General features: G+C 63.3%; 20 protein-coding genes and 1 pseudogene. 7 read left to right on the top strand and 14 right to left on the bottom strand.

From position 1 onward, the window contains the following. Positions 1–97: 97 nt before the first annotated feature. Entirely contained in the window at positions 98–1627 is a 1530-nt protein-coding gene (locus ACE04I_RS19555) for an outer membrane beta-barrel protein (RefSeq protein ID WP_052760402.1), read from the bottom strand. A 157-nt stretch (positions 1628–1784) separates the two neighbouring features. On the opposite strand from ACE04I_RS19555, the gene ACE04I_RS19550 reads away from it, so the two are divergent. Beyond that, positions 1785–2780 (top strand): KpsF/GutQ family sugar-phosphate isomerase, encoded by a 996-nt coding sequence (locus ACE04I_RS19550; protein ID WP_046795082.1) that lies wholly within the window; start codon positions 1785–1787, stop codon positions 2778–2780. Between the two features lie 50 nt (positions 2781–2830). Here the strand turns inward: ACE04I_RS19550 and ACE04I_RS19545 are convergent, their stop codons facing one another. After that, positions 2831–3295, bottom strand: a complete 465-nt coding sequence (locus ACE04I_RS19545; RefSeq protein WP_046794653.1) for an NfeD family protein — start codon at positions 3293–3295, stop codon at positions 2831–2833. A 3-nt stretch (positions 3296–3298) separates the two neighbouring features. Continuing rightward, positions 3299–4315 (bottom strand): SPFH domain-containing protein, encoded by a 1017-nt coding sequence (locus ACE04I_RS19540; protein WP_046794652.1) that lies wholly within the window; start codon positions 4313–4315, stop codon positions 3299–3301. A gap of 238 nt (positions 4316–4553) precedes the next feature. On the opposite strand from ACE04I_RS19540, the gene queC reads away from it, so the two are divergent. The 3 genes from queC to queE are packed head-to-tail and all read left to right on the top strand — an operon-like array spanning position 4554 to position 6351. After that, positions 4554–5264 carry a 7-cyano-7-deazaguanine synthase QueC gene (queC, locus tag ACE04I_RS19535; protein ID WP_046794651.1) on the top strand — a complete coding sequence of 237 codons (711 nt, stop codon included), beginning with the start codon at positions 4554–4556 and terminating at the stop codon, positions 5262–5264. Continuing rightward, positions 5264–5620: a 6-carboxytetrahydropterin synthase QueD gene (gene queD, locus ACE04I_RS19530; RefSeq protein WP_046794650.1), complete on the top strand. Its 357-nt coding sequence runs from the start codon at positions 5264–5266 to the stop codon at positions 5618–5620. The genes queC and queD overlap by 1 nt, the downstream gene beginning before the upstream one ends. Then, positions 5617–6351, top strand: a complete 735-nt coding sequence (queE, locus tag ACE04I_RS19525) for a 7-carboxy-7-deazaguanine synthase QueE (protein ID WP_046794649.1) — start codon at positions 5617–5619, stop codon at positions 6349–6351. Before queD ends, queE begins: the two co-directional genes overlap by 4 nt. 4 nt (positions 6352–6355) lie before the next feature. On the opposite strand, the gene hemH is transcribed toward queE, so the two are convergent. From hemH to ACE04I_RS19490, 7 genes are all read right to left on the bottom strand, one after another. Then, positions 6356–7390, bottom strand: coding sequence for a ferrochelatase (hemH, locus tag ACE04I_RS19520; RefSeq protein ID WP_046794648.1), 1035 nt, complete (start codon positions 7388–7390; stop codon positions 6356–6358). Between the two features lie 122 nt (positions 7391–7512). Beyond that, positions 7513–9438 (bottom strand): 5'-nucleotidase C-terminal domain-containing protein, encoded by a 1926-nt coding sequence (locus ACE04I_RS19515; RefSeq protein ID WP_487207530.1) that lies wholly within the window; start codon positions 9436–9438, stop codon positions 7513–7515. A 216-nt stretch (positions 9439–9654) separates the two neighbouring features. Then, positions 9655–10026, bottom strand: coding sequence for an outer membrane lipoprotein Omp10 (gene omp10, locus ACE04I_RS19510; RefSeq protein WP_046794646.1), 372 nt, complete (start codon positions 10024–10026; stop codon positions 9655–9657). Between the two features lie 206 nt (positions 10027–10232). Next, positions 10233–11684 carry a homospermidine synthase gene (locus ACE04I_RS19505; protein ID WP_046794645.1) on the bottom strand — a complete coding sequence of 484 codons (1452 nt, stop codon included), beginning with the start codon at positions 11682–11684 and terminating at the stop codon, positions 10233–10235. A 204-nt stretch (positions 11685–11888) separates the two neighbouring features. Next, entirely contained in the window at positions 11889–12521 is a 633-nt protein-coding gene (locus ACE04I_RS19500) for an aminotransferase class IV family protein (protein WP_082118340.1), read from the bottom strand. Next, positions 12506–13675 (bottom strand): aminodeoxychorismate synthase component I, encoded by a 1170-nt coding sequence (locus ACE04I_RS19495; RefSeq protein ID WP_046794644.1) that lies wholly within the window; start codon positions 13673–13675, stop codon positions 12506–12508. Before ACE04I_RS19495 ends, ACE04I_RS19500 begins: the two co-directional genes overlap by 16 nt. A gap of 257 nt (positions 13676–13932) precedes the next feature. Further along, positions 13933–15789: a M3 family oligoendopeptidase gene (locus ACE04I_RS19490; protein WP_046795080.1), complete on the bottom strand. Its 1857-nt coding sequence runs from the start codon at positions 15787–15789 to the stop codon at positions 13933–13935. Positions 15790–15959: 170 nt separating this feature from the next. On the opposite strand from ACE04I_RS19490, the gene ACE04I_RS19485 reads away from it, so the two are divergent. After that, on the top strand, positions 15960–17522 hold the full coding sequence (locus tag ACE04I_RS19485; protein ID WP_137326808.1) for a sigma-54-dependent transcriptional regulator: 1563 nt from the start codon (positions 15960–15962) through the stop codon (positions 17520–17522). A gap of 209 nt (positions 17523–17731) precedes the next feature. Continuing rightward, positions 17732–19555, top strand: a complete 1824-nt coding sequence (locus ACE04I_RS19480) for a peptidoglycan L,D-endopeptidase MepK (protein WP_046794642.1) — start codon at positions 17732–17734, stop codon at positions 19553–19555. A 77-nt stretch (positions 19556–19632) separates the two neighbouring features. Here ACE04I_RS19480 and ACE04I_RS19475 read toward each other — a convergent pair whose 3' ends face one another. Both ACE04I_RS19475 and ACE04I_RS19470 read right to left on the bottom strand, forming a co-directional pair. Beyond that, a complete protein-coding gene (locus ACE04I_RS19475) occupies positions 19633–20505 on the bottom strand; it encodes an EamA family transporter (protein ID WP_046794641.1) in 873 nt (290 codons plus the stop codon). A 130-nt stretch (positions 20506–20635) separates the two neighbouring features. Then, positions 20636–21115 (bottom strand): annotated as a pseudogene (locus ACE04I_RS19470) (nitroreductase family protein); the annotation flags it as partial. Positions 21116–21257: 142 nt separating this feature from the next. Here ACE04I_RS19470 and ACE04I_RS19465 point away from each other — a divergent pair. Further along, complete coding sequence (locus ACE04I_RS19465) at positions 21258–22154, top strand: LysR family transcriptional regulator (protein ID WP_046794639.1); 897 nt, start codon at positions 21258–21260, stop codon at positions 22152–22154. 22 nt (positions 22155–22176) lie between these two features. On the opposite strand, the gene ACE04I_RS19460 is transcribed toward ACE04I_RS19465, so the two are convergent. Then, entirely contained in the window at positions 22177–22938 is a 762-nt protein-coding gene (locus ACE04I_RS19460) for an amino acid ABC transporter ATP-binding protein (protein ID WP_046794638.1), read from the bottom strand. Then, positions 22935–23615, bottom strand: coding sequence for an amino acid ABC transporter permease (locus ACE04I_RS19455; protein WP_046794637.1), 681 nt, complete (start codon positions 23613–23615; stop codon positions 22935–22937). The genes ACE04I_RS19460 and ACE04I_RS19455 overlap by 4 nt, the downstream gene beginning before the upstream one ends. Positions 23616–23648: the final 33 nt, after the last annotated feature.

Here is a 23648-nt window from a genome sequence, read left to right as displayed (position 1 = left end):
TGCATCTGCGAAGTTTGGAAGGCCGAGACGGTTCACATTTGGTGGCTTCACCGTTCAGGAAACCCATATCTGGTGAAAAGCGGCCGCTCGAAAAGCGTCAGCGGCGCAGCGTGAGGCCGACACCGGCGCGGAAGATATTGTCGCTGGCGCGGCCCGAATTTTCGTTGCGCTCGTATTCAACATCGCCGGTGAGATCGAGATAGCGGCTGATGCTCCAGGTCAGCCCGGCCCCGGTGATCCAGCCAGTCTCGCTGGAGGTTTCGCCGGAAAAGTCGCGCAGCGTCGTTCCGCCGCTCAAGCGGGCCACGAGATTGCTGCGGAGCTGGTGCGTAACCTCCGCCGTCAGCGCATATTCCACCCAGCCGCTCTGGCCGGGCGCGGTCGCATCCTGCATGGTCGTCGCCAGCCCGATATTGACATCGGTGCCGCGCTTCGGCGACCAGGCCACGAGGCCATCGAAGGTGACGGCATCGAGCGAGGCGAGGCGGTCGTCGTCATAGCGCGTGGTCTCGTAGCCCGCGCCGATCTCGCCATGCAGCTTTTCGCCGAAATCGAATTCCACGCCGCCGCGCGCCGCATAGCTGCGCGAGGAACGGGCGTAACCGGCGCTATCGCGCCTCTCGTCATAGAAGGTCCGGCCGGTCGCCACTTCCACGAAGGGTATCAGGGCCGGGGAGAGTTCGTAGCCGAGCCTCAGCCTGCCATCGATGCCGGTGCGGTCGCGATCGCTGAGGTCGACGGTCGTGCCGTCCCTGAGTTTGGCTTCCGTATAGATCTCGCGGCTGACGGCGACCGCCGCAAGACCGCGAATCACGCCGAGATCGCGCTCGACCGAGAGGCCGCCATCGAACTGGTGCACGCCGGACTGAGTGGCCGCGCCGCCGATGGCGTTCGGATCGTCGTTATCCTCGCGCTCGAAACCATAGCCGCCGGTGAGGTGGGCGACGGTATCGCCCGCAAGGTCCAGCCGCAGATCGGCATCAATGCGCGCTTCCGGCTCGTTCTCTCGGTCCCCGCTGATCGTCCGCTCGAATGTGCCTTCGCCGTTGACCGTCAGCGCATGGCGCGCCCAGTCGGAGGTGAGCGTGCCGCGAACCGTGGTGGCGAGATAGTTCCGCTTTTCGTCTGTCCCCCCCGAGCGCCGTTCGGTGTTGACGCTCTGGTTCACCGAGGGGCGGAGAAGAAAGGTGCCGAGCCGAATGCCGGTCGCATCGACTTCCGCGCGCGGTGTTTGATCTCCCTCGATCGGTCCGGCGGGTAGGTTGTCATCCTCTTCGTAGGGCTGGTTCAGGTCTGCCGCGTAAGAGGCCTCCCCGGCGGTACCCGCGGAGGTTTCGCCCATGCGAAGCCGGGCATCGCCGGCAAGCGAGGTATCGGTTCCGGGATCGACAGTGTTCGCCCCCAATGGATCGGTGGCATCGGGAGCGCCATCCGCCGGCGGCACCGCGCCCGGCCAGGCGGAGCGGCCGATAATGGGCGTGCCGGTGGCGCCGGCTGTCTCCTGCGGCGGGAAGACGCTTTGCGCACCTGCATGCAGCGGCTGGACGAGCACGGAACAGGCAAGCAGCAGCGCGAGCGGTCTCCCGCGCCGAGGAAGCGTTGCACCTGTTTTGCCGCTGATTGCCATGAACCTGCCTGGGCACCCGAAAGCTTACCCAAACGTAAAGCCATGTGGTTAATTATTGGTTGTCCAACTGAATTTGCTGTGGAACAGGGTCACGGAAGGTAAATGGCTGTAAATGGATGCCAATGGACTTGAGCGGCGAAACACGCTAAACGGCAGCATGATCAAGAGAGCTCTAAAAATCGTCGAGATGGACTTGGTCGATTCCGCCATTCGGACAGTCTCTATTGAAAGACAGGGGCTCGAGGCCCTCGAGAACGCGCTGCGCAATGAGCTTGCCGAGCCGTTCCGAAAGGCCGTCGAACTGATCGGCGGCATCAAGGGACGGGTCATCGTTACCGGGGTCGGCAAGAGCGGGCATATCGGCGTGAAGATCGCTGCCTCCTTCGCGTCCACCGGAACGCCGTCGTCCTTCGTTCATGCGGCCGAGGCCAGCCATGGCGATCTCGGCATGATTACTTCCGAGGACGTGGTGCTCGCCCTTTCCTGGGGCGGGGAGACCGCCGAACTTCAGGGGATCGTCAGCTTCTGCCGCCGCTTCTCCATTCCGCTGGTATCGATCACCTCCGGTGCGGCTTCCACGCTCGCGCGCCTTTCCGATATCGTTCTGCTGCTGCCGAAGGAGCAGGAGGCCTGCCCGCACGGGCTGGCGCCCACCACATCGGCCATCATGCAGCTTGCGATCGGCGATGCGCTGGCCGTGGCGCTGCTCGAAGCTCGGGGATTCACCGCGCTCGATTTCCGCGTCTTCCATCCGGGCGGCAAGCTCGGCGCGATGCTGAGCCGGGTCGGAGACCTCATGCATCGCGGCGATCGCATTCCGCTCGTAGAGAAGGGCACGCCCTTGCCGACGGCGGTGATGACGCTTTCGCAAATGCGCTTCGGCTGCGTCGGCGTGCTCGACGAGGAAGGCCGGCTTTGCGGCATCGTCACCGATGGCGACCTTGCGCGCGGCCTGAACCTCAATCTCTCGCAGATGGTGGTCGACGACATCATGACCGGCAATCCGAAGACGGTGACGGAAGACATGCTTGCCACCGCGGCCATGGGGCTGCTCAACAAGCACAATATTTCCGCCCTGATCGTCACCGACGAGGACCGGCGGCCGGTCGGCATCGTGCATTTCCACGACCTGCTGCGCGTCGGCGTCGCCTGACAAGGCACTTCGGAGTAAAGCTCTGCGTCGGCGTCGCGGAGGCGGTCTTTTCAGATATCCGAGGCTTCGACGGTCAGACCGCTACTGGTTGATGAAACCACCTTTACCCGCGTGCCGGCCGGCAGATCCGGCCCCATGACCGCCCACCAGGTATCGTCCAGACGAATCCGCCCGCGCCCTTCCGTGATCGGTTCGGCAAGCGTGGCTGTGCGGCCGATCAGGCTTTCGCCGCGCCGGTTGAGCATCGGCTCGTCGCTTGTGTGATTGTCGCGGGCGTAGAAGCGGCGACCAGCCAGGGCGAATACGACCGAAAGCACGGCGAAGACCAGGAATTGCACCTGCCAGGACCAGAAGGGCGTCCCCCACAGGAGCAGGGAGAGGATGCCGACGACGATCGCCGCAAGCCCGATCCAGATCAGGAAGACGCCGGGCGCGACGAGTTCGGCGGCCAGTAGCACGAGGCCGACGATCCACCAGCTCCAGGGCCCGAGTTCAGCGGCGAGCGACTGGACCATGGCTCAGGTCTCTGACGGTGGGGTGGAGGGCCTGACGGGTGGCGTGGTGCGCGGCGGCGCTGCGCGGGGCCGAGCAGACGCCGGGGCGGGCGCAGCCCCGCTATCTCCGAAGACTTCCCTGGCGATCGCGCCGATACCGCCGAGCGAACCGATCAGCGACGAGGCCTCGAGAGGCATCAGGATGATCTTGCTGTTGGACGCTGTGCCGATTTCCGTCAGCGCCTCGGTGTATTTCTGGGCGACGAAGTAATTGATGGCGTGTATGTCGCCGGCGGCGATCGCCTCGGAAACCGAGCGGGTGGCCTTGGCTTCCGCTTCCGCCAGGCGCTCGCGGGCCTCGGCCTCGCGGAAGGCAGCCTCGCGTTCGCCTTCCGCCTTGAGGACGGCGGCCTGTTTGGCGCCCTCGGCGCGCAGGATCTGCGCATTGCGGGAACCTTCGGCCTCCAGCACCTGGGCGCGCTTCTCGCGCTCGGCCTTCATCTGCCGCGCCATCGCATCCACCAGGTCGGTCGGCGGGCGGATGTCCTTGATCTCGATGCGGGTGACCTTGATGCCCCAGGGGCCGACCGCCTCGTCCACCACCCGCAGCAGCCGCTCGTTGATGACATCGCGGTTGGAAAGCAGCGCGTCGAGGTCCATCGAGCCCATGACCGAGCGGATATTGGTCATGGTGAGGTTCTGGATGGCGTTTTCGAGATCGGAAATCTGATAGGCGGCCTGGGCGGGGTTCAGCACCTGGTAGAAGGCAACGGCATCGGCCGAGACGCTGGCATTGTCCTTGGTGATGACTTCCTGGGTGGGTATGTCGAGCACCTGTTCCATCACGTTCATGCGCGCGCCGATGCGTTCGATGAAGGGGGTGATGATGTTGAGGCCGGGATCGAGCGTGCGCGTGTAGCGGCCGAAGCGTTCCACCGTGTAGCGATAGCCCTGGGGCACGGTCTTGATGCCGGCGAACAGCACCAGGATGACCAACAGGACCAGTATCAGCACGAAGATATCGAAGCCATCCAGAACCATGAATTCCCTCCTATGGGGGCTGTGATGCGTCCCGCTGCGCAATGCTGTCGACACGCCGCGCCGTTCACAAGCACGGTCCTTGCCGCCCTTATACCCGAATCCGGGAAGCAGTACCCAGTAGTTCTGGTGGGTTGCGGGAACTTTGCACAGGATGTTTGACGCGGCGGGCCTCAGTCTCTAAAGAGGCCGCCTTGAAGACCGGTCGCAGCCTACCCGGACAAAACAAGGACACCTGACTATGAAAACCATCGTCGTCTGCTCCGGCGGACTGGACTCCGTTTCGCTCGCGCACAGAATCGCTGCGGAACACGAACTTATCGGACTGATCTCCTTCGATTACGGCCAGCGGCACCGCAAGGAGCTCGATTATGCCGCCGCCTGCGCGCAAAGGCTCGGCGTCTTCCACGAAATCATCGACATGCGGGGCATCGGCAGCCGGCTGACCGGCTCGGCGCTCACCGACGACGTGGATGTGCCGGACGGGCACTATGCGGAAGAGACCATGCGCATCACCGTGGTTCCGAACCGCAACGCCATCATGCTGGCAATCGCCTTCGGCGTGGCGGCGGCGCGCGAGGCGGACGCGGTGGCGATCGCCGTCCATGGCGGCGACCACTTCATCTATCCCGATTGCCGCCCCGGCTTCATCGACGCCTTCCAGGCGATGCAGGACCATGCGCTGGAAGGCTATGCCTCGGTGAAGCTTTTGGCGCCCTATGTCCATGGATCGAAGGCCGAGATCGTGAAGGATGGTGCGGCCCATGGCACGCCCTTTGCCGAAACCTGGTCCTGCTACAAGGGCGGCGAGCGGCATTGTGGCCGCTGCGGCACCTGCGTGGAGCGGCGGGAAGCCTTTCATCTGGCCGGTATCGCCGACCCGACGGAATACGAGGACCCGGATTTCTGGATCGCCGCGACCGAAGGCTTCCGGGCCGAGGAGGTCCGCTGATGTACCGGATCACCAAGGAGTTCCACTTTTCCGCCTCGCATCAGCTCACGCATCTGCCGGCCGACCATCAATGCGCCCGGCTGCACGGCCATAACTATATCGTCGTGGTGGAGCTTGCCGCCGCCGAGCTCGATGAGGACGGCTTCGTACGCGACTATCACGAGTTGAAGCCGCTCAAACAGTATATCGACGAGAAATTCGACCACCGGCACCTGAACGAGGTCTTCGGGCACGAGCGGGTGACATCGGAATTCCTCGCCCGGCATTTCTACGACTGGTGCAAGGCGCGGCTGCCGGAAACGTCTGCCGTGCGCGTCAGCGAAACGCCGAAGACCTGGGCGGAATACCGGCCATGACCGGCGCGGATGCCCGCATCCGGATAAGCGAGATCTTCGGGCCGACGATCCAGGGCGAGGGCGTGCTGATCGGTCAGCCGACGGTCTTCGTGCGCACCGGCGGCTGCGACTATCGGTGCGGCTGGTGCGATACGCTGCATGCGGTCGACAGCGCCTATCGCGACGAGTGGAAGCCGATGAGCGTCGAGGCGATCTGGGCCGAGGTGGAGCGCCTTTCCGGCGGCGTGCCGCTGACGGTCTCGCTTTCCGGAGGCAATCCGGCCATCCAGCCGCTCGGACCGCTGATCGAGCACGGAAATCGGCGGGGCTACCGCTTCGCGCTCGAAACACAGGGCAGCATCGCCAAGGGTTGGTTCGAAAATCTCGACACGCTGGTGCTGAGCCCGAAGCCGCCTTCGAGCGGCATGGAAACGGACTGGCATGCCCTGCAAAACTGTCTCGACATGGCGGCCAGCAAGCCGCAGACGGTGTTGAAGATCGTGGTGTTCGACGATGCCGACTATGCTTTCGCCAGGCACGCGGCGGCGCGCTTTCCGCATCTGCCGGTCTATCTGCAGCCCGGCAATCACACGCCGCCGCCACCGGATGACGACGAGGCGGTGGTCGATATCGACGGGGTCATGGACCGGATGCTGTGGCTCGTCGGCAAGGTGACGGAGGATCGCTGGTTCGCAGCCCGCGTGCTGCCACAGCTTCATGTTCTGCTCTGGGGAAACCGGCGCGGGGTTTGAGCGGTCAAACCCAGCCCTGAAGCTCGCGGCGGACGACCTGTTCCAGAACCGTCATTCCATCCGGGCTGTCGTTGAGGCAGGGGATGTGGACGAATTTCTCGCCGCCGTGGTGCAGGAAGCTCTCGGCCGCTTCGCCGGCGATCTCCTCCAGCGTCTCCAGACAGTCGGAGACGAAGCCGGGATTCATGACCGCGATGCGCTTGACGCCTTCGCCTGCCAGCTTCTCGACCGTCTTGTCGGTATAGGGCTGTAGCCATTCCTCCGGGCCGAAACGGGACTGGAAGGTGACCATGAACCTTTCCGGCGGCAGGCCGAGCGCTTCGCGGAGCAGGTGCCCGGTCGTCTCGCAATGGCCGCGATAGGGATCGCCCTTTTCTGAATAGGAGAGGGGGATGCCGTGGAAGGAGGCGAGTAGAACCTCGGGCTCCCAATCGAGACTGGAAAGAGTCTGCCTGTAGGAATTCGCCAGCGCCTCGATATAGGTCGGGTCGTCGTGATAGGGCGGCACGGTGCGCACCGCCGGCTGCCAGCGCAGCTTCATCAGATGCTCGAAGGCCTTGTCGTTGACGGTCGCCGTGGTGGAGGCGGAATATTGAGGATAGAGCGGGAAGACGAGGATCTTCTCGCAGCCCTTTTCCCTCAGCGCGTCGATGCGCGCGGCGATCGAGGGCTGGCCGTAACGCATGCCCCAATCGACCACCACGTTCGGCAGGTCCTTGAGCGCCTCGGCCATGAGCTCCGCCTGGTTGCGGGTATAGGTGCGCAGAAAGCTCTCGTTCTTTTCCTTGTTCCAGATCGCCTCGTAAGCTTTGCCCACCTTCTGCGGGCGCTTGCTCAAGACGATGCCCTGGAGGATCGGATACCAGTAGAGGCGCGACCACTCGATCACCCGCCGGTCGGAGAGAAATTCGGAGAGATAGCGGCGCATCGGCCAGTAGCTCGTGTCGTCGGGCGTTCCGAGATTGACCAGCAATACGCCGACCTTGCCGAAGCTCGTCTCCGGTTGGAGGATCGGCATATGCGCGGTTTCGGAAGCCATGGACACTCTTTCGATCTCACTAGCGGGCATTGGCTGCCCGGATTGCGGCCTATTTAGAAACAAAAACCGATCCGGGAAAGGCCCGGACCGGTTCTTCAAGCGAGACAAATCGTCTTAGCTGCTTATTGGGCGGGCAGCTCCAGTTCCGCGCCAACCAGAATGCGGTTCGGATTGCGCAGGCTGTTGGCCTCGGCGATCCTGGTCCACTGGTTGCCATCGCCATACTCGGCTTCCGCGATCTTCCACAGAGAATCGCCGCGGGCGACCGTATAGGTCTTCGGTCCGCCGACGGCCGGAGCGGGCGTCGCAGGCGCCGGTGCCTGGGTTGCGGGAGCGGCAGCGGTCTGGCCGGACGACGGAGCGGCGGGGGCGGGTGCCGCTGGAGCCGCAGCGGAAGAGGATGCCGCGGGAGCCTCCTTGGCCGGCGGAGTATAATCAGCCGGGGTAAGGTCGGTGATGCGGCCATCCGTGAAGGGCTTGTAGGGATTATTGGCCGTCAGGTAGTCGGCAACCGCCTGTTCGAGGTTGGGGCCGAAATCGTATGGATTGACGGCGTTGGTCGCGAAGGTCTTGTAGCCATCGCCGCCGCCGCGCACATAGTTGTTGGTGACGACGCCATAGGTCTTGTTTGGATCGAGCGGCACGAAGGCCTCGCCTTCCTTCACCTGAACGTCGCTCACGCGGCCGCCGGGAGGTTTGGACCGGTCAAAGGAATATTTCATGCCGGCGACCTGTGGGAAGCGGCCGGCGCCTTCCTCGATCTGGCCGACGCCGTTTTCGAGCGCGGTGACGAGATCGGAGCCCTTGAGCTGGAAGGTGGCGATGGTGTTCTGGAACGGCAGCACCGTCAGCACCTCGCCCATGGTCACATCGCCGCCGTCGATCGATGCGCGCAGACCGCCGCCATTGGCGATCGAGATGGTGATGCCCTGGCCCTTCACGCGGTCGAGCTGGGCCTCGGCCACGAGATTGCCCATCGTGCATTCCTTGGCGCGGCAAACCGTGCGGTCGCCTTCGATCGGCCCTTCGGAAACGCCGACCACCTTCTTCTTCAGTTCTTCCAGGGGCTTGCCGAGTTCGGCGACCTTGGCGACATAGGCGGCATCCGGCGTGACCGAGGCATCGAGGAGCTTCGGGGCGCCCTCCGCCGATTTCACCACGCCGTTATCGTCGAAGACCACTTTCAGGTCGCCGAGGTATTTCGAGTAGGCATAGGCCTGAACGATCGGGACGTCCACGCCGGCGGGGTTCTTCACCAGCGTGGGGTAGGGGCCGGCGGCCTTTTCATCGGTGTTCGAGAGCAGCGTGTGACTATGGCCGCCGACGATGACGTCGATGCCGTTCACGGCTGCGGCGATCTCCTGGTCGCGCACATAGCCGACATGCGACAGGACGATGATCTTGTTGACGCCCTGAGCCTCGATCTCCGGCACGATCCTGTTGAGATATTCGACCTCGTCCTCAAAGCGGATAGTGTCGCCCGGCGAGGAGGTTTCGTCGGTATCGGTCGCGAGAACGGAGACGACGGCAACCTTCTGGCCGCCCATGTCCTTGACGATGTAGCCTTCGAACTTCTTGGCGACCGGGCTGTTGTCGGCGGCGATCGTATTGCCGGAAATGATCGGGAAATCGGCGGCGTCGATGAATTTCAGGAGTTCTTCCGGACCATCGTCGAATTCATGATTGCCGATCGCCATGGCATCGAAGCCGATGCCGTTCATGAAATCGGCGACCGGGCCGCTCTTGAAGGTGCTGTAGAAGAGGGATCCCTGGAACTGGTCGCCGGCGTCCAGCACCAGCAGGTTCTGCCCGTTCAGTTCGCCGCGGCGGCCGTCGATGGCGGCCTTCACGCGGGCGATGCCGCCGAAGCACTCGTTCTTGGAGGCTTCTTCCGCGGTGCAGGTGGAATTGAATTTGTTGATGGCTTCGATGCGGGAATGAAGATCGTTGATGTGCAGGATATTGAGTTCGTAATCGGCGAGTGCGGCGCCGCACGAAAGAGCCATGGCCGATGCGGTCATCAGCCCAAGTCTCAATGTTTTCATCATGTTGCCTCTCCTGTTCCCTTTGTTGGCGGCGTTGCACCGCTTCACTGCCGGCCGTCGTAACATCCCACCATGACAGCCGTTCTGCCGGGCATGTTTTCATCAACAAAGGTCGGTTTCAAGGGAAATATGACAGGCAGGCGCGGCGTTTCGCGTCTCCGGGAAAATACGAAAAACCCCGCCGGAGCGGGGTTTCGGAACCGTGAGGATGGAAGTCGCTCAGCTCCGCCGTGCGAGCGAGAATTGCGCGCCGCTATCCTGCGTGCAGTTCAGCTGGTTCGGCGAGACGAGCGCGCAGTTGACCCTGGAGGTCGTGTTGCGCACCAGCGAGGTCATGTTGATCTCGACGAGCGTGGGCGAGACGTTCCTGTAGTTGCCGGAAGCAAGCAGGGCATTGCTGTCGGTCGACCGGGTGCTGAAGGTGCCGGCCTGGAACGTGGAGACGATCCCGTTCGGATCGGCCCAGCTGCCCTCGACGCCCCGCGCCTGCGGCGTTCCGGAGGGCGGCGGCAGGCGACCGGGAGGAGGAGAGGACACGCACGCGCTGAGCGTGGCGGCGGCAATGAGCACGAGGCTCGCTCTGATTTTCATGACTCTGTCTCCCGCGATTCGATCTGGCCTGGCGCTAAACCATGCCGCGAAGGCCTATGTAACGCAAGGCGCGCAGTTTCATAGGGCCAAGGCCTGTGGACAGCTAGCGCTCCAAGTCCAACTATCCACAGGCTCTTCTTTTCAACACATGAAAACGCCCGCGGGAAGGCGGGCGTTTCATAAAGGTCAATGGAGGGAGGCTCGCCTCAGCGGACCAGGACGTTCCTGAACTGCCAGGGATCGCTGGTGTCGATGTCCTCCGGGAAGAGACCGGGACGGCCCTCGAGCGGGGTCCAGTCGGTATAATGGCCCTCGACCGGGCCGAGATAGGGAAGCTGGACTTCGAGGCAGCGCTTGTAGTCGATCTCGTCCGCCTCGACGATGCCCGCGTTCGGATTTTCCAGCGCCCAGACCATGCCTGCGAGCACGGCGGAGGTCACCTGCAGGCCGGTTGCGTTCTGATAGGGGGCGATGCGGCGGGTCTCTTCCAGAGACAGGCGCGAACCGAACCAGTAGGCATTCTTCTCGTGGCCGTAGAGCAGGACGCCGAGTTCGTCGATGCCGTCCTCCAGTTCGTCCTCGTCCAGAACGTGGTGGACCGGCTGTGCGTTGCCGCCATTGCCGAACATCTCGTGCAGCGACAGCACGGCATCGTTGGCCGGGTGATAGGCATAATGGCAGGTCGGGCGGAAGGTCACGTCGCCATCCTTGTCGCGCACCGTGAAATAGTCGGCGATCGAGATGGATTCGTTATGGGTGACCAGGAACCCATATTGCGGGCCGGGCGTCGGGCACCAGGTGCGCACGCGGGTATTGGCGCCGGGCTGCTCCAGATAGATCGCCGCCTTGCAGCCTTTCTTGTGCTTCTTGGCGTTCTTCGGCATCCACTTCTCGTGGGTGCCCCAGCCGAGTTCGGCGGGCTGCAGGCCTTCGGAGATGAAGCCTTCGACGGACCAGGTGTTCCAGAAGACGTCGAGCGGCTTCGGGTGCTTGGTGCGCTGGGTGTCGCGCTCGGCGATGTGAACGCCCTTGACGCCGAGCTTCTTCATGAGCTTCGCCCAGCCTTCACGATCATGCTGGTCGGGCTCGTCGAATTTCAGGCCGGTGTCGTTGGCGAGGTTGACGAGCGCCTGCTTGACGAACCAGGAAACCATGCCCGGATTGGCGCCGCAGGTGGAAACGGCGGTCGCGCCGCCCGGGTTCTTTTCCTTCTCCTTGCGCACGGTTTCTCGCAGCGCATAGTTGGTGCGGTCGGCATTCTTCATGTTCTTGTCGAAATAGAAGCCGAGCCAGGGTTCGACCACGGTATCGATATAGGGCACGTCGAGCTTGCGGCAGAGCTTCATGATGTCGAGCGAGCCGGTATCGACGGAAAGATTGACGCAGAAGCCCTGGCCACCGCCTTCGGTCAGCAGCGGCTTCAGGAGTTTCTTGTAGTTTTCCTTGGTGACATACGACTTGATGTGCCGCACGCCGTGCTTTGCCAGAATCTCTGTGTGATCGGCGTCATCGCGCGGGTCGATCACGACCATCCGGCTCTTGTCGAACTTGAAATGACGCTCGATGAGCGGCAGCGTTCCGCGGCCGATCGAACCGAAGCCGATCATCACGATCGGGCCGGTGATCTCGCCATACACCGGATAGGTCTTTTCTGACATGTGTTTCTCCTTGATCGGCGGCCTCTCGGCCGTGGTCCGACTGTGCGGCAGTGGAAGGAATGATTGTTACGCGTGGGTCGGTTTTCAACTGGGCAGTTCGCAGGCTCTAAGATCATAAAATCTCGTCACAATAAAGAGCCTGTCAAATGGAGCGGGAAAACGCCGTTTCCAGTCTGCAGATGCCCCGAGATCCACACTCAGGGCTCATGATTCTCCGACGAGTTCGGCGGGGATCAATCCGCGCAGCGAATTGCCGACGAAGAGCCTTCCGGTCCCGAGGTCTTCGGGCTTCAAAACCTGGCTGCGTGCCTTCCTCTCACGGATGAGTTCGGCGCGCAATATGCCGGGCAGCAGGCCGCTGGTCAGCGGCGGCGTCAGAAGCGAGCCGTCCGGCTCCTCGAGGAAGGCATTGGTGATCGTGCCTTCGCAGACTTCGCCGCGCTCATTGAGGAGCAGCACCTCGTCTGCCTCTTCGGGCGAAAACTCGGCGCGGGCGGCCTCATAGGGCTCGCGTCTCGATGTCTTGTGGCGGTAGAGGGGATCGTCCGAGGCAAGCCGGGCGGCTTTGGCGATGCGCAGGCGCCAGACCGTACCTTCCGGGATCGGTGTGAAGGGTGTGGTCGTGATCTCGATCTTGCCGCGATAGGTCATGACGAGGCGGACGCGCAAGGGCACTTGGCCGCCGGCTGCGGCTTCGAGCTGGTTGAGCGTATCCAGCGGCGGCTGACGGAAGCCGAGCGCATCGGCCGAACGGCTCAAGCGGCGAAGATGCTGCTCCAGCCGAACGAAGCCTGTTTCGGGCTCCCACCGCATCGTTTCGATCAGCGAGAAATCCATTGATCGCCTACCGCAAACCGCGCCTTCAACAGGCATTCCTCGTATTCGGCCTCGGCCTTCGAATCGAAGACGATGCCGCCCCCCACATTGAAGACGGCCTTGCCGTCGTTGAAAAGCGAGATCGTGCGGATCGCCACCGAAAACCGCATCGGCCCGGCCGGATCGCACCAGCCGATCGCGCCGCAATAGACATCGCGGCAATCGGCTTCCAGTCGCCTGAGAATCTGCATCGCCCACATTTTGGGCGCTCCCGTGACCGAGCCGCAGGGGAAGAGCGCGGCGAGGATTTCCGGCAGGCCGATTTCGGGCCTCAGCTTCGCCCGCACATGGCTCACCATCTGGTGGACGGTCGGGTAGGTCTCGATCTCGAACAGCTTCGGGACGTCAAGCGTGCCCACTTCGCTGACGAGTGAGATGTCGTTGCGCAGCAGGTCGACGATCATGCGGTTTTCCGCAAGCGTCTTCTCGTCGGCGAGCATGGCCTCGACGATCGCCTTGTCTTCCTCCGGCGTCTTGCCGCGCGGGGCCGTACCCTTCATCGGATGGGTTTCGATGAAGCGCCCGGCATCCACCGAAAAGAAGAGCTCCGGCGAGCGCGACAGGACGACCGGGCCGCCCGCATCCCTGGTGAAATCGACGAGCGCACCATAGCGGACCGGCTGGCGCGCGACGAGCGACCAGAAGACGGAGCGCGGATCGCCCTGCCAGCGGGCGGTGACCGGCATGGTGAGGTTTCCCTGGTAGCAATCGCCGTTGCGCAGATGCCGATGCAGGTGGTCGAACCGCTCGCGATAGGTTTCGAAATCCCAGGCGGCGCGCGGTTCGGTGAAGGGCTCTTCGTTTCTGGCGGCAAGCGGCGCGGCAAGCGGATGGTCCTCGCCGGCGGGGGCATCGAAAATGCCCATGGCGATGAGCGGCGTCGGTCTCTCCGGGACGATCAGGGGCTTGAGCTTCTCCTCGAAGACGTAGCCCGCTTCGTAGGAGATATAGCCCGCGAGCCATTGGCCGGCACGGCGCGCTTCTTCCAAGCGTTCCAACGCGGGCAGCACATCCTCGGCCTTATGCGCGGTCACGATCTCTCTCGGCCGGTCGAAGACGAGGCTCCGTCCGGCAGGATCGTCGCGAAACAGCGCATAAGGTGGGTGGTCTGCCATCTACGTGTTGGTTTCCGAAGGTTTGCTTGCCCCTCACCCTAACTCTCTCCCCGTCAGACGGGGAGAGGGGACCTGCCGAACTTGCCGGCAAAGAATGACGAAGAGGTCGCGGCATATCCCTTCTCCCCGCATGCGGGGGTGAGGAATGGTCGGCGCAGCCGACGAAACGATCCAGTGAATCGTTTCGAATGACGAACGCCCTGAGCCGAAGCGAAGGGCCGGACAAGGTGGCGGCAGCCTGATGAGGGCATTCTCCCCTAAAGGCGATTACCCTTGTCCAAAGCCTCCAGCTCATCGATCAGGCCCTCGATCATCGAAAGCCCCTTGGACCAGAAGGAGGGATCGGTGGCGTCGAGGCCGAAGGGCTTCAGCAATTCGGAGTGATGTTTGGTGCCGCCGGCCTTCAGAAGCTCGAAATACTTCTGCTGGAAGCCGGGCTCCGCGCCTTGGTAGACCGCGTAGAGCGAGTTCACCAGGCAATCTCCGAAGGCATAGGCATAGACGTAGAAGGGCGAGTGGATGAAGTGGGGGATATAGGCCCACCAGGTCTCGTAGCCCTCCGAGATGCGGATCGCGGGCCCCAGGCTTTCCGCCTGAACCGAAAGCCAGAGCTCGCCGATCTGCTCCGATGTCAGCTCGCCTTCCTTGCGGGCGGTGTGAACCTTGCGCTCGAACTCGTAGAAGGCGATCTGACGCACGACCGTGTTGATCATGTCCTCCACCTTCTGGGCGAGCATGGCCTTGCGCTCGCGCTTGTCCTTCGTCTTTTCGAGAAGGGCGCGGAAGGTCAGCATCTCGCCGAAGACCGAGGCGGTCTCGGCAAGCGTCAGCGGCGTCTGGCACATCAGGGCGCCCTGCTTGCCGGCCAGCACCTGATGCACGCCGTGGCCGAGTTCATGGGCGAGCGTCATCACGTCGCGCGGCTTGCCCATATAGTTGACGAGCACGTAAGGGTGCGCCGACGGGACGGTGGGATGCGCAAACGCACCCGGCGCCTTTCCGGTGCGCACCGGCGCGTCGATCCATTCCTCATCGAAGAAGCGGCGGGCGATATCGGCCATTTCCGGGGCAAAGCCGCCATAGGCCGAGAGAACCGTATTTTTCGCTTCCTCCCAGGAAATGAGCGCGTTCGAGGTTTCCGGCAGCGGCGCGTTGCGGTCCCAGAAATTCATCTCTTCCATGCCGAGCCACTTCGCCTTCATGGCGTAGTAGCGGTGCGAGAGGCGGGGGTAGGCGGCCTTGACCGCTTCGGCCAGCGCATCCACCACTTCGCGCTCGACGCGGTTGCCGAGGTGCCGGCTATCGGCGATATCCTCGAAGCCGCGCCAGCGGTCGGAGATATCCTTGTCCTTGGCGAGCGTGTTGGTGACCAGCGTGAAGATGCGGATATTGTCCTTGAAGGTCTTCGAAAGCGCGGCCGCCGCCTTGGCGCGGGTCGGCTCGTCCGGCTCCTGCAGCATGTTGAGCGCCACTTCGAGCGGCACCTTCTCGCCGTCGATGTCGTAACGGAGCTCCGCCATGGTCTCGTCGAAGAGGCGGTTGAAGGCGGCGCTGCTGGTCATGGACTTTTCGAGGAAGAGCTGCTCGAGCTTGTCTTCGAGCTGGTAGGGCTTGTCTTTCCTGAGATCGACGATCCAGGGGCGATAATGGCCGGCCGCCGGGTCACGATCCATGCAGGCGTCCATCACCGCGTCGTCAATACGGTTCAGCTCCAGGGGCAAGAACAGGAGATGCGCCGAAAGATCGGTGAGCTTCGACTGCACGTCGCCGTAGAACTTGCCGTTTGCGGGGTTGGACGTGTCGGAGAAATAGGTGAGGCCGGCAAACGAGCCGATCTTGCCGAAGATATCCTCGATCACCTCGTATTCGGCAAGCGCCTCGCCGATGCCTCCGCTGCCCGTCTTGCCGGCTGCTTCGGCGAGCTTGCCTTTCCACTTCGCCTCGAATTCCCTGGCGAGCTTCGCAGCCTTGTCGAGGTCGGCGCGGAAAGCCGGAGAATCCTTGTCCTCATAGAGATCGGAAAGCTTCCAGACGGGCAGGAGGCCGAGCGCGGGATCGGCGGCGGCACCCTTACCCGCAGGGGCAAGAGCACGGGGAATTGCGATTGCGGGCATATTCAACATATTGTTTCTCCTGGGTCGCCGCTTCCGTCATGCTCGCTTCTTTTCCGCGCCAGCAGTTAAAATGCAAGCTTTTCTCAAAAGGGGATGTTCAACCCTTTATGGGACAAGCGGCCTGTAATGAGCCCATGAGGGGACATAATGACCGCTGCCAGGAGCCGAGCATGATTGCGCAAATCCTTGTTGTCGATGACGATCCCATCCAGCGCCGCCTGTTGAAGAATGCCGTGGAACGCCACGGTCATGCGGCGCATCTCGCAGAGAACGGCCGTGCCGCGCTCGAGTTCCTGAAGCGCTCCCGCTCCGAGATCAACGTCATCGTGCTCGATCTGATGATGCCGGAAATGGACGGTCTCACCTTCCTCGAAACGATCCGTGGAATGGGCGTCGAGACGCCGGTGATCGTGCAGACCGGGCAGGGCAGCATCGAATCCGTCGTGCAGGCCATGCGCGCCGGCGCCTTCGATTTTGTGGTCAAGCCCGTCTCGCCAGAGCGCATCGCCGCCTCCATTTCCAATGCGCTGAAGCTCGACCAGCGGGAGGGGCGCAACCGCGCCGGCCGCCGCGTCCGCTCCAGCTCCGTCAACTTCACCGATATCGTTTCGGCCAGTACCGAGATGCTGCGCGTCATCGATCTGGCCAGGCGCGCCTCGCAATCCAGCATTCCTGTGGTGCTCGAAGGTGAATCGGGCGTCGGCAAGGAACTCATCGCGCGGGCCATCCAGTCCGGCGGCGACCGGGCGGCCAAGCCGTTCATCACCGTCAATTGCGGCGCCATTCCCCACAATCTCGTCGAAAGCATCCTGTTCGGTCATGAAAAGGGTGCATTTACCGGCGCCACCGAGCGGCATACCGGCAAGTTCGTGGAGGCCGACGGCGGCACGCTCTTCCTCGATGAGATCGGCGATCTGCCGCTCGAGGTGCAGGTGAAGCTGTTGCGCGCCGTGCAGCAGGGCGAGATAGAGACGGTCGGCGCCGCAAAGGTGCAGAAGGTCAATGTCCGGCTGATTTCGGCCACCAACAAGGACCTGATCGAGGAGGTGAGGGCAGGCCGGTTCCGCGAGGATCTTTATTACCGGCTCAACGTCTTCCCGATCACCATTCCCGCGCTTCGCCGTCGCAAGGAGGACATTCCGCACCTGGCGCGCGTCTTTGCCGAGCGCTTCTCGTTCGAGCAGAAGCTGCCGAAAATGCTGTCGGTCGGCGCCGGGGCGCTTGCCCTGCTGACGGCCTATGACTGGCCGGGCAATATCCGCCAGCTCGAAAACGCCGTCTTCCGCGCCGTCGTGCTGGCGGAGGGCGACGAGCTGACGGAAGCAGATTTCCCGCAGATCGCCGCGCAGGTTCCGGAATTCCGGAGTGCCGAGCTTTCCGCCACGGAGGAGGATATCGCGCCGTCCGTCCGCTACGAGCCGGTCATCACCCTGCCGCTCGATGCGGCAGCCAGGGAACGCGGCGAGCCTCCCCGGCCGGACAGGCCCGATCCGCGCGCGCTTCTCGCGGCGGCTTATCCTTCCGCGGAAAACGTCATCTCCAGCACGGATCAAGCCGGCGAAGTGCGCAAGCTCGCGGATGTGGAAGAGGAACTCATTCGTTTTGCCTTAAAGTTCTACCGCGGCCAGATGAGCCAGGTGGCGCGAAAGCTGGGGATCGGGCGGTCCACGCTTTATCGGAAACTGAAGGATTACGGCATCGATCCCGACGATCCGCTGAAGGAGGCGGCCTGAGGTCCGCCAGCCAAATCAAGGCATTAGCATGTGAGCTGGTGTTAACTTTCGGGCAAGGATGTTCTGTCACCCTTTGTCAATCTCTCGTTAGTCGATTATTGACTAAATGTGAGAAGCTTGTGAATGTGTGGCAAAATTGCCATCGTGTCACCGCAATTGACAGTCATTTGAGGCAACAGGGGAATGTTGCCTACAAGACGGGGATAGCCTTGCCTGATCTGAATGCCAGCCAAACGCCTTCGGGTGAAAGCGTGCGCGGTCTCCATGCCGGGCTTTTCCGGGCTCTCGCGAAGCGTGCCGCCGCGGCTGCGTTTTTGATGTGCATGGCCATCCCGTTTACCCTGGCTTCCGTTTCTGAGGCGGCTGCGGAGAATCGCAGTCTCAAGCTCTACTTCGTCCACACGAAGGAAAGGGCGATCATCACCTACAAGCGGAACGGCAGGTTCGATCCCAAGGGGCTGCAGCAGGTCAACCAACTCCTGCGGGATTGGCGCCGCAATGAGCCCACCAAGATGGACCCGCGGCTGCTCGACCTCGTCTGGGAAGTCTACCGGCGCAGCGGCGCTACCGATTATATCCACGTCGTCTCCGCCTACCGTTCTCCCGCGACCAACGGCGCGCTGCGTTCGCGCACCAAAGGCGTGGCGAAGAACAGCCAGCACATGCTCGGCAAGGCGATGGATTTCTACATTCCCGGCGTAAAGCTCGCGACGCTGCGCAGCACGGCCATGAAGATGGAAGTGGGCGGCGTCGGCTATTATCCGAATTCCGGCTCGCCCTTCGTGCATCTCGACGTTGGTGGAGTGCGGGCATGGCCGCGCATGAGCCGCCAGGAACTGGCCAGGCTCTTCCCGAACGGAAATACCGTTCATCTTCCTTCCGACGGCAAGCCGCTTCCGGGCTACGATACGGCGCTCGCCTCCTACAAGAAGCGCCTTTCCTCGGGCCAGCAGATCGAGATCGCCAGCGCTTCCGGCAGTTCGAGCGGCAAGCGGCGCAACCTTTTGGCCGTGCTCTTCGGCGGCGACGAGGACGAGGATGCCGATGCCATCGCGGCCCCGGCCCCGGTTGCCCCCGCGCGGCAGAGGCAGGCGGAACCCGCCCCGCAGCCGGTAGCTCCTCAGCCGGCAGCCGAGCAGCCGGTCATGGTGGCGGCGGTCGAGCCACAGCAGCCCGAGAATATCGCAGCACCCGTGCCGCTTTCGCGCCCCGCGCTGCGCCAAGAGAATGGGCCGGGCGGTCTGGCCACGGCGCTCTATTCCCCCACCCGCAACACCGCCCAGGAGGCCCTGCAGGCAGCGATGCCGCCGCAGCCGCGGCCGCCTGAAGGCGAAAACTTCGCCGATCTTGCCCAATATGCCATTCCCGTTCCGACGCTGCTCGGCCCGCGCGGCCTGAAAGGCGATGCGGAACAGGGCGTGATGACCGCTTCGGCCGATGGCACGCTGCCTGCCGGCGAGCTTGCGGCCGTGCCGCTGCCGGTCGCCCGGCCCTCGGTCGCCGAACCTCTGCTTGCTTCCGTCGAGGCCGATCCGGAAAGCGAAGCGGATCTCGTGGAACAGCAGCAACTCACGCCGTCCGTCGTCGCGGCGCTCACCCAGAGCGCGGCAGAAGCCCGGGCAGCCATGACGCCTCAGATGCAGCCGGCACATCCCGCGGCGAGGCCGATGGAGATGGCGGCAATTCCTTCCAAACCCGCACAGCCTTCCGGAAACGGAATGCGCTTCGGCGACGGCTTCGATGCGCCCGTCGAGAGCTCCAAGCCGGCGGCCGTCGTAAAGGGCGGACGCGCAGGAAAGCCCAGCCAGCAAAAGCCGGACGACGGCGCGCTGACCGGCGACGTGATCGCCAAATGGGCCGTCAACAACAATCGCGCGGGAGAGATGGCTTCCGTCAAGGCGCCGCGCGTCGTCACCCGCACGCTCAACGCGGATTATTCGGCAGCCTATGCGAGCGGCGGCTTCAAGCCGGTCACCGCGGCAAGGTCGATCGACCCGAACCGGTTTAGTGGTCCGGCCGGCATCAAGCGCTAAACACTGGGAAAACCAAGACAAACGAAAACCCGCCGGTCATTCCGGCGGGTTTTCGCATTCTGGGTTGCGTTCCCGGCTTACCGAGTGGCCGGTTGCGGGCTTGGGGACTGGGCACGGTGGCTGAGCTGGATGCTGGCGACCACCAGAAGGCTGCCGGCGATCTGTACGGCACTCAGGGTCTGATCGAGAAATATCCAGCCGAGCAGGACCGCCACCATTGGGCTCAGAAGGAGAAGCGACGAAGCCACGGAGGGCGGCAGGCGGGCAACTCCCCGGAACCAGATAACATATGTCACTGCGGCCCCGATCAGGCTGAGCCATGCCAGCCCCAGCAGGTTGGTTGCGGTGAGCGGCGGCAAGGACGGCTCGAACCAGAAGGCCACCGGCAGCAGGAGAATGCCGCCCGCCGTCAACTGCCAGGCTGTGAAGGTCAGCAGCGAGACCGGCGGCTGCCATCGCCTGCTCAAGACGGTACCGGCGGCCATGGAGGCAGCGCCTGCAAGGCCGGCGACAATGCCGAGCGGATCGAGTGCCGCGCCCGGAGCAAGGACCAGCAATGCCACGCCCACGAGACCGGCGATCGCGGCGACGACCGACAGAAGGTGGATAGGGCTTCCGAGCAGGAGGCGTGCGAGCACGACGACGACCAGCGGCTGAATGGCGCCGACGGTTGCGGCAATGCCTCCGGGCAGCCTGTAGGCGGAGATGAAGAGCATGGCCTGGAAGAAGGAGAAGTTCAAAACTCCCAGGATCGCGATGCGCATCCACCATGTGCCCCAGGGCAGCCGGCGGACGAAGAGGAGCAGGAGCAAACCGGCCGGCAGCGCCCGAAGGACGGCGACCGTCAGGGGATAGCCCTGCGGCAGGAACTGGGTGGTGACGATATAGGTGCTGCCCCAGATGGCCGGCGCGAGAGCCGTGATCAGCAGATCGAAGCTGGATGTTTTCATAGTATGTCCAAAACCTCCGAGACGGGGCGACGGGGCTTTTGCGGCCAATTGCCTTCGGCCGCGCGCCGCCGGCAACCAGCAATGCAGGTATTTCATCGGGTTCCAAGGAGAATTCTTCCCGGAGCGCATCCGGATCGAACCCGACTATGGCGCTGGAGGAAAGGCCGAGTGCTTCGGCGGCGTAGATGAGTGTCGCCGCGCCAAAGGTGGCGGAGCGCAACGCCTCGTCGCGGGCGGCCTGTGAACCGCCATATTGAGTATCGGCGCCTTCCCGCCAGGCATCGGCCATGGCCGGCGGCATGAAGCCCGCTTGGATGAAAGGTCGCAGCCGATCGGGAAGCGTGGCCGCATCGGGAAGCCTGCCGCAGAGGATGAAGGTAACGGCTGCGTCGCTCACCTTCTTCTGCCCATAGGCGATGGCGCGCAGCCGCGCCTTGGCCTCGGGCGACTGGACGGCGATGAAGCGCCAGTTCTGCAGGTTATAGGCGGTGGGCGCCCGCGTCGCCAGGCCGACCAGCCGCTCGATATCGGCAGCCGGCAGCGTATGGGACGGATCGAAGAGATTGGCGGAAACGCGTTTCTCGATGAGGGTAATGGTCGGATGGGTCATGATCGGATCTCTGAATGCGGTCTTCGCGCCTCGCTCGGCGCTTTCGAGCAGCTCTTTGGCTGTCAGGCTGTTTTTACCGAATTCACTTGCCGGGGATAATAAGCTATATGGTGATATGATTATTCACCAATAGGAAATAAAAGTGGATCGACTAACCGCGCTCAATGTGTTTCGGCATGTAGCGGAACTGAAGAATTTCGCCGAAGCCGGGCGGCGGCTCGGTCTCTCACCGCCCGCCATCAGCAAGAACATCAACGAACTGGAGACGCATCTTGGCGTCCGCCTGTTCAACCGCACGACGCGCCGGGTCAGCCTTACCGAGGCGGGCGTGGTCTATCTCGACCATGTCGCGCGCATCCTGGACGGATTGAAGGAGGCCGACCGTGCCATGGGGCCGCTCCAGGACGCGCCGAGCGGACTGCTCAAGGTGGCGGCCCCGATGACGGTGACCCTGACGCGGCTATCGGCGGCGATCCCCCGGTTTCTTTCGCGATATCCCGACCTGTCGCTCGATCTCAACCTCGACGACAGGCGCGTGGATATCGTGAGCGAAGGCTATGACATCGCCATCCGCGGCAGAGATCAGCTGGAGGACACCAGCCTGATCGCCCGCAAGCTTGCCTCCATGCCGCATGTGGTCTGTGCCGCACCTTCCTATTTCGAGGCCTTCGGGCGGCCGGCGACGCCGGAAGAACTGGCGGGGCATGATTGCATCCAGTTCAGCCTCTCGGGCAGCGCCGATATGTGGGAATTCCGGAAGGAGGACCGCGTGGCGCGCATCGCCATCAACGGCCGCTACAAGGTGACGTCGAGCCTCGCGGTTCGTGACGCGCTGCGCGCCGGCTTCGGCCTCAGCCTCATTCCGCGCTCCTATGTTCAGGAGGATCTGGAAAAGGGATTGCTGCAAACGGCGCTCGAGGATTGGTCCACGGCCGACACGAACCTCTATGCCATCTACCCGTCCCGGCGGTTTCTCGCCCCGAAGCTCAGGGTGTTCCTCGACTTCCTGGTCGAGGAATTCGGGGGCGATCCTGCCTGAGCGCCGGTTGGTGGGCCGGAGTTCAGATATCGTAGCTATGGGCGGCGTTGATGGTCGAGATGAACTGCTTCGTGCGCTCATGCTCTGGGGAGGTAAACATCGACCGGGCGCTGCCGGTCTCGACAACCCTGCCGGCCTCCAGGAAAACGACGGCATGCGCGATGCGGGAGGCCAGGCGCAGGTCGTGGGTCGCCATCACCATGGTCGTCCCCTCATTGGCAAGCCTGCCCAGCACGTCGACGACTTCCGCGGAGAGTTCCGGGTCGAGAGCGGAGGTCGGCTCGTCGCAGAGAAGCACGCGCGGCGAGGGCGCCAGCGCACGGGCGATCGCCACACGCTGCTGCTGCCCGCCGGAAAGCGTCGATGGCCAGGCATCGGCCTTATGGGCCATGCCAACCTTGGTCAGCAGTTCCATGGCGCGAGCTTGCGCCTTTTCCCTCGGCCATTTGAGAACGGTGACCAGCCCTTCCATGACGTTCTCGATCGCCGTGCGGTGGGGGAATAGCTGGAAATTCTGGAAGACCATGCCCGTCTGACGACGGATCTTCTGGATCGCCTGCCAGCCGACCTTCCTGCCGGGCTGGAAGTCCAGCCGTTCCTCGCCGAGGCGGATGGAGCCGGCGGTCGGGATTTCCAAGAGGTTTATGCAGCGCAGCAGCGTGCTCTTGCCACCGCCGGACGGACCGACAAGGGCGGTGACGCTGCCCTCCGGAATGCGGAGGCTGATATCCTTCAGGATCACGGAATCGCCGAAACGCTTTTCGATATCCGAAAGCTCGATCATGTGTTTGCCTCCAGCATGCCGCCATAGCGGGCAAAACGCCGTTCCAGGCGGACCTGCAGTGCGGATAGCACTGAGCTCAGGACGAGATAGATGAGTGCGGCCTCGATATAGAGGATCAGCGGCTCATAGCTCGTCGCGACGATTCGCTGGGCAGCCTGGAAAAGCTCCGGCACGGTGATCGCCGCGGCCAGCGAGGTATCCTTCACCAGCGATATGAAAGTGTTCGAAAGAGGCGGTACGGCGACGCGTGCGGCCTGCGGCATGATCGTGCGGCTCATGGCTTGGCGCCACGACATGCCGATGGAATAGGCGGCCTCCCACTGTCCCTTCGGCACGGAGGAGATAACGGCGCGGATGATCTCGGAACTGTATGCCCCGATATTGAGCGTGAAGCCGATCAGTGCCGCGGGGAAGGCATCGAGCAGGATGCCGATGCTGGGCAGGCCATAGAAGATGACGAAGAGCTGCACCAGCAGCGGCGTGCCGCGAATGACCCAGACATAGAAACGCGCGACGAGCGCAACGGGCGCGGGGGCGAACAGGCGCGCGACCGCAGTGGCCAGGCCGAGAATGAGGCCGAAGAAAAAGGAAAGCAGCGTCAGCGGGATCGTGAACTTGATACCGGCCCACAGAAGCGTGGGCAGCGAATCCGCCATCAGTTGAAGCCAGTGCGGCACGATGCGACCCCTCAAAAAATGATAGGCGTGCGG

The sequence above is a fragment of the Rhizobium moroccans genome (assembly GCF_057559155.1).
This window is presented reverse-complemented; position numbering and strand designations above follow the sequence as displayed.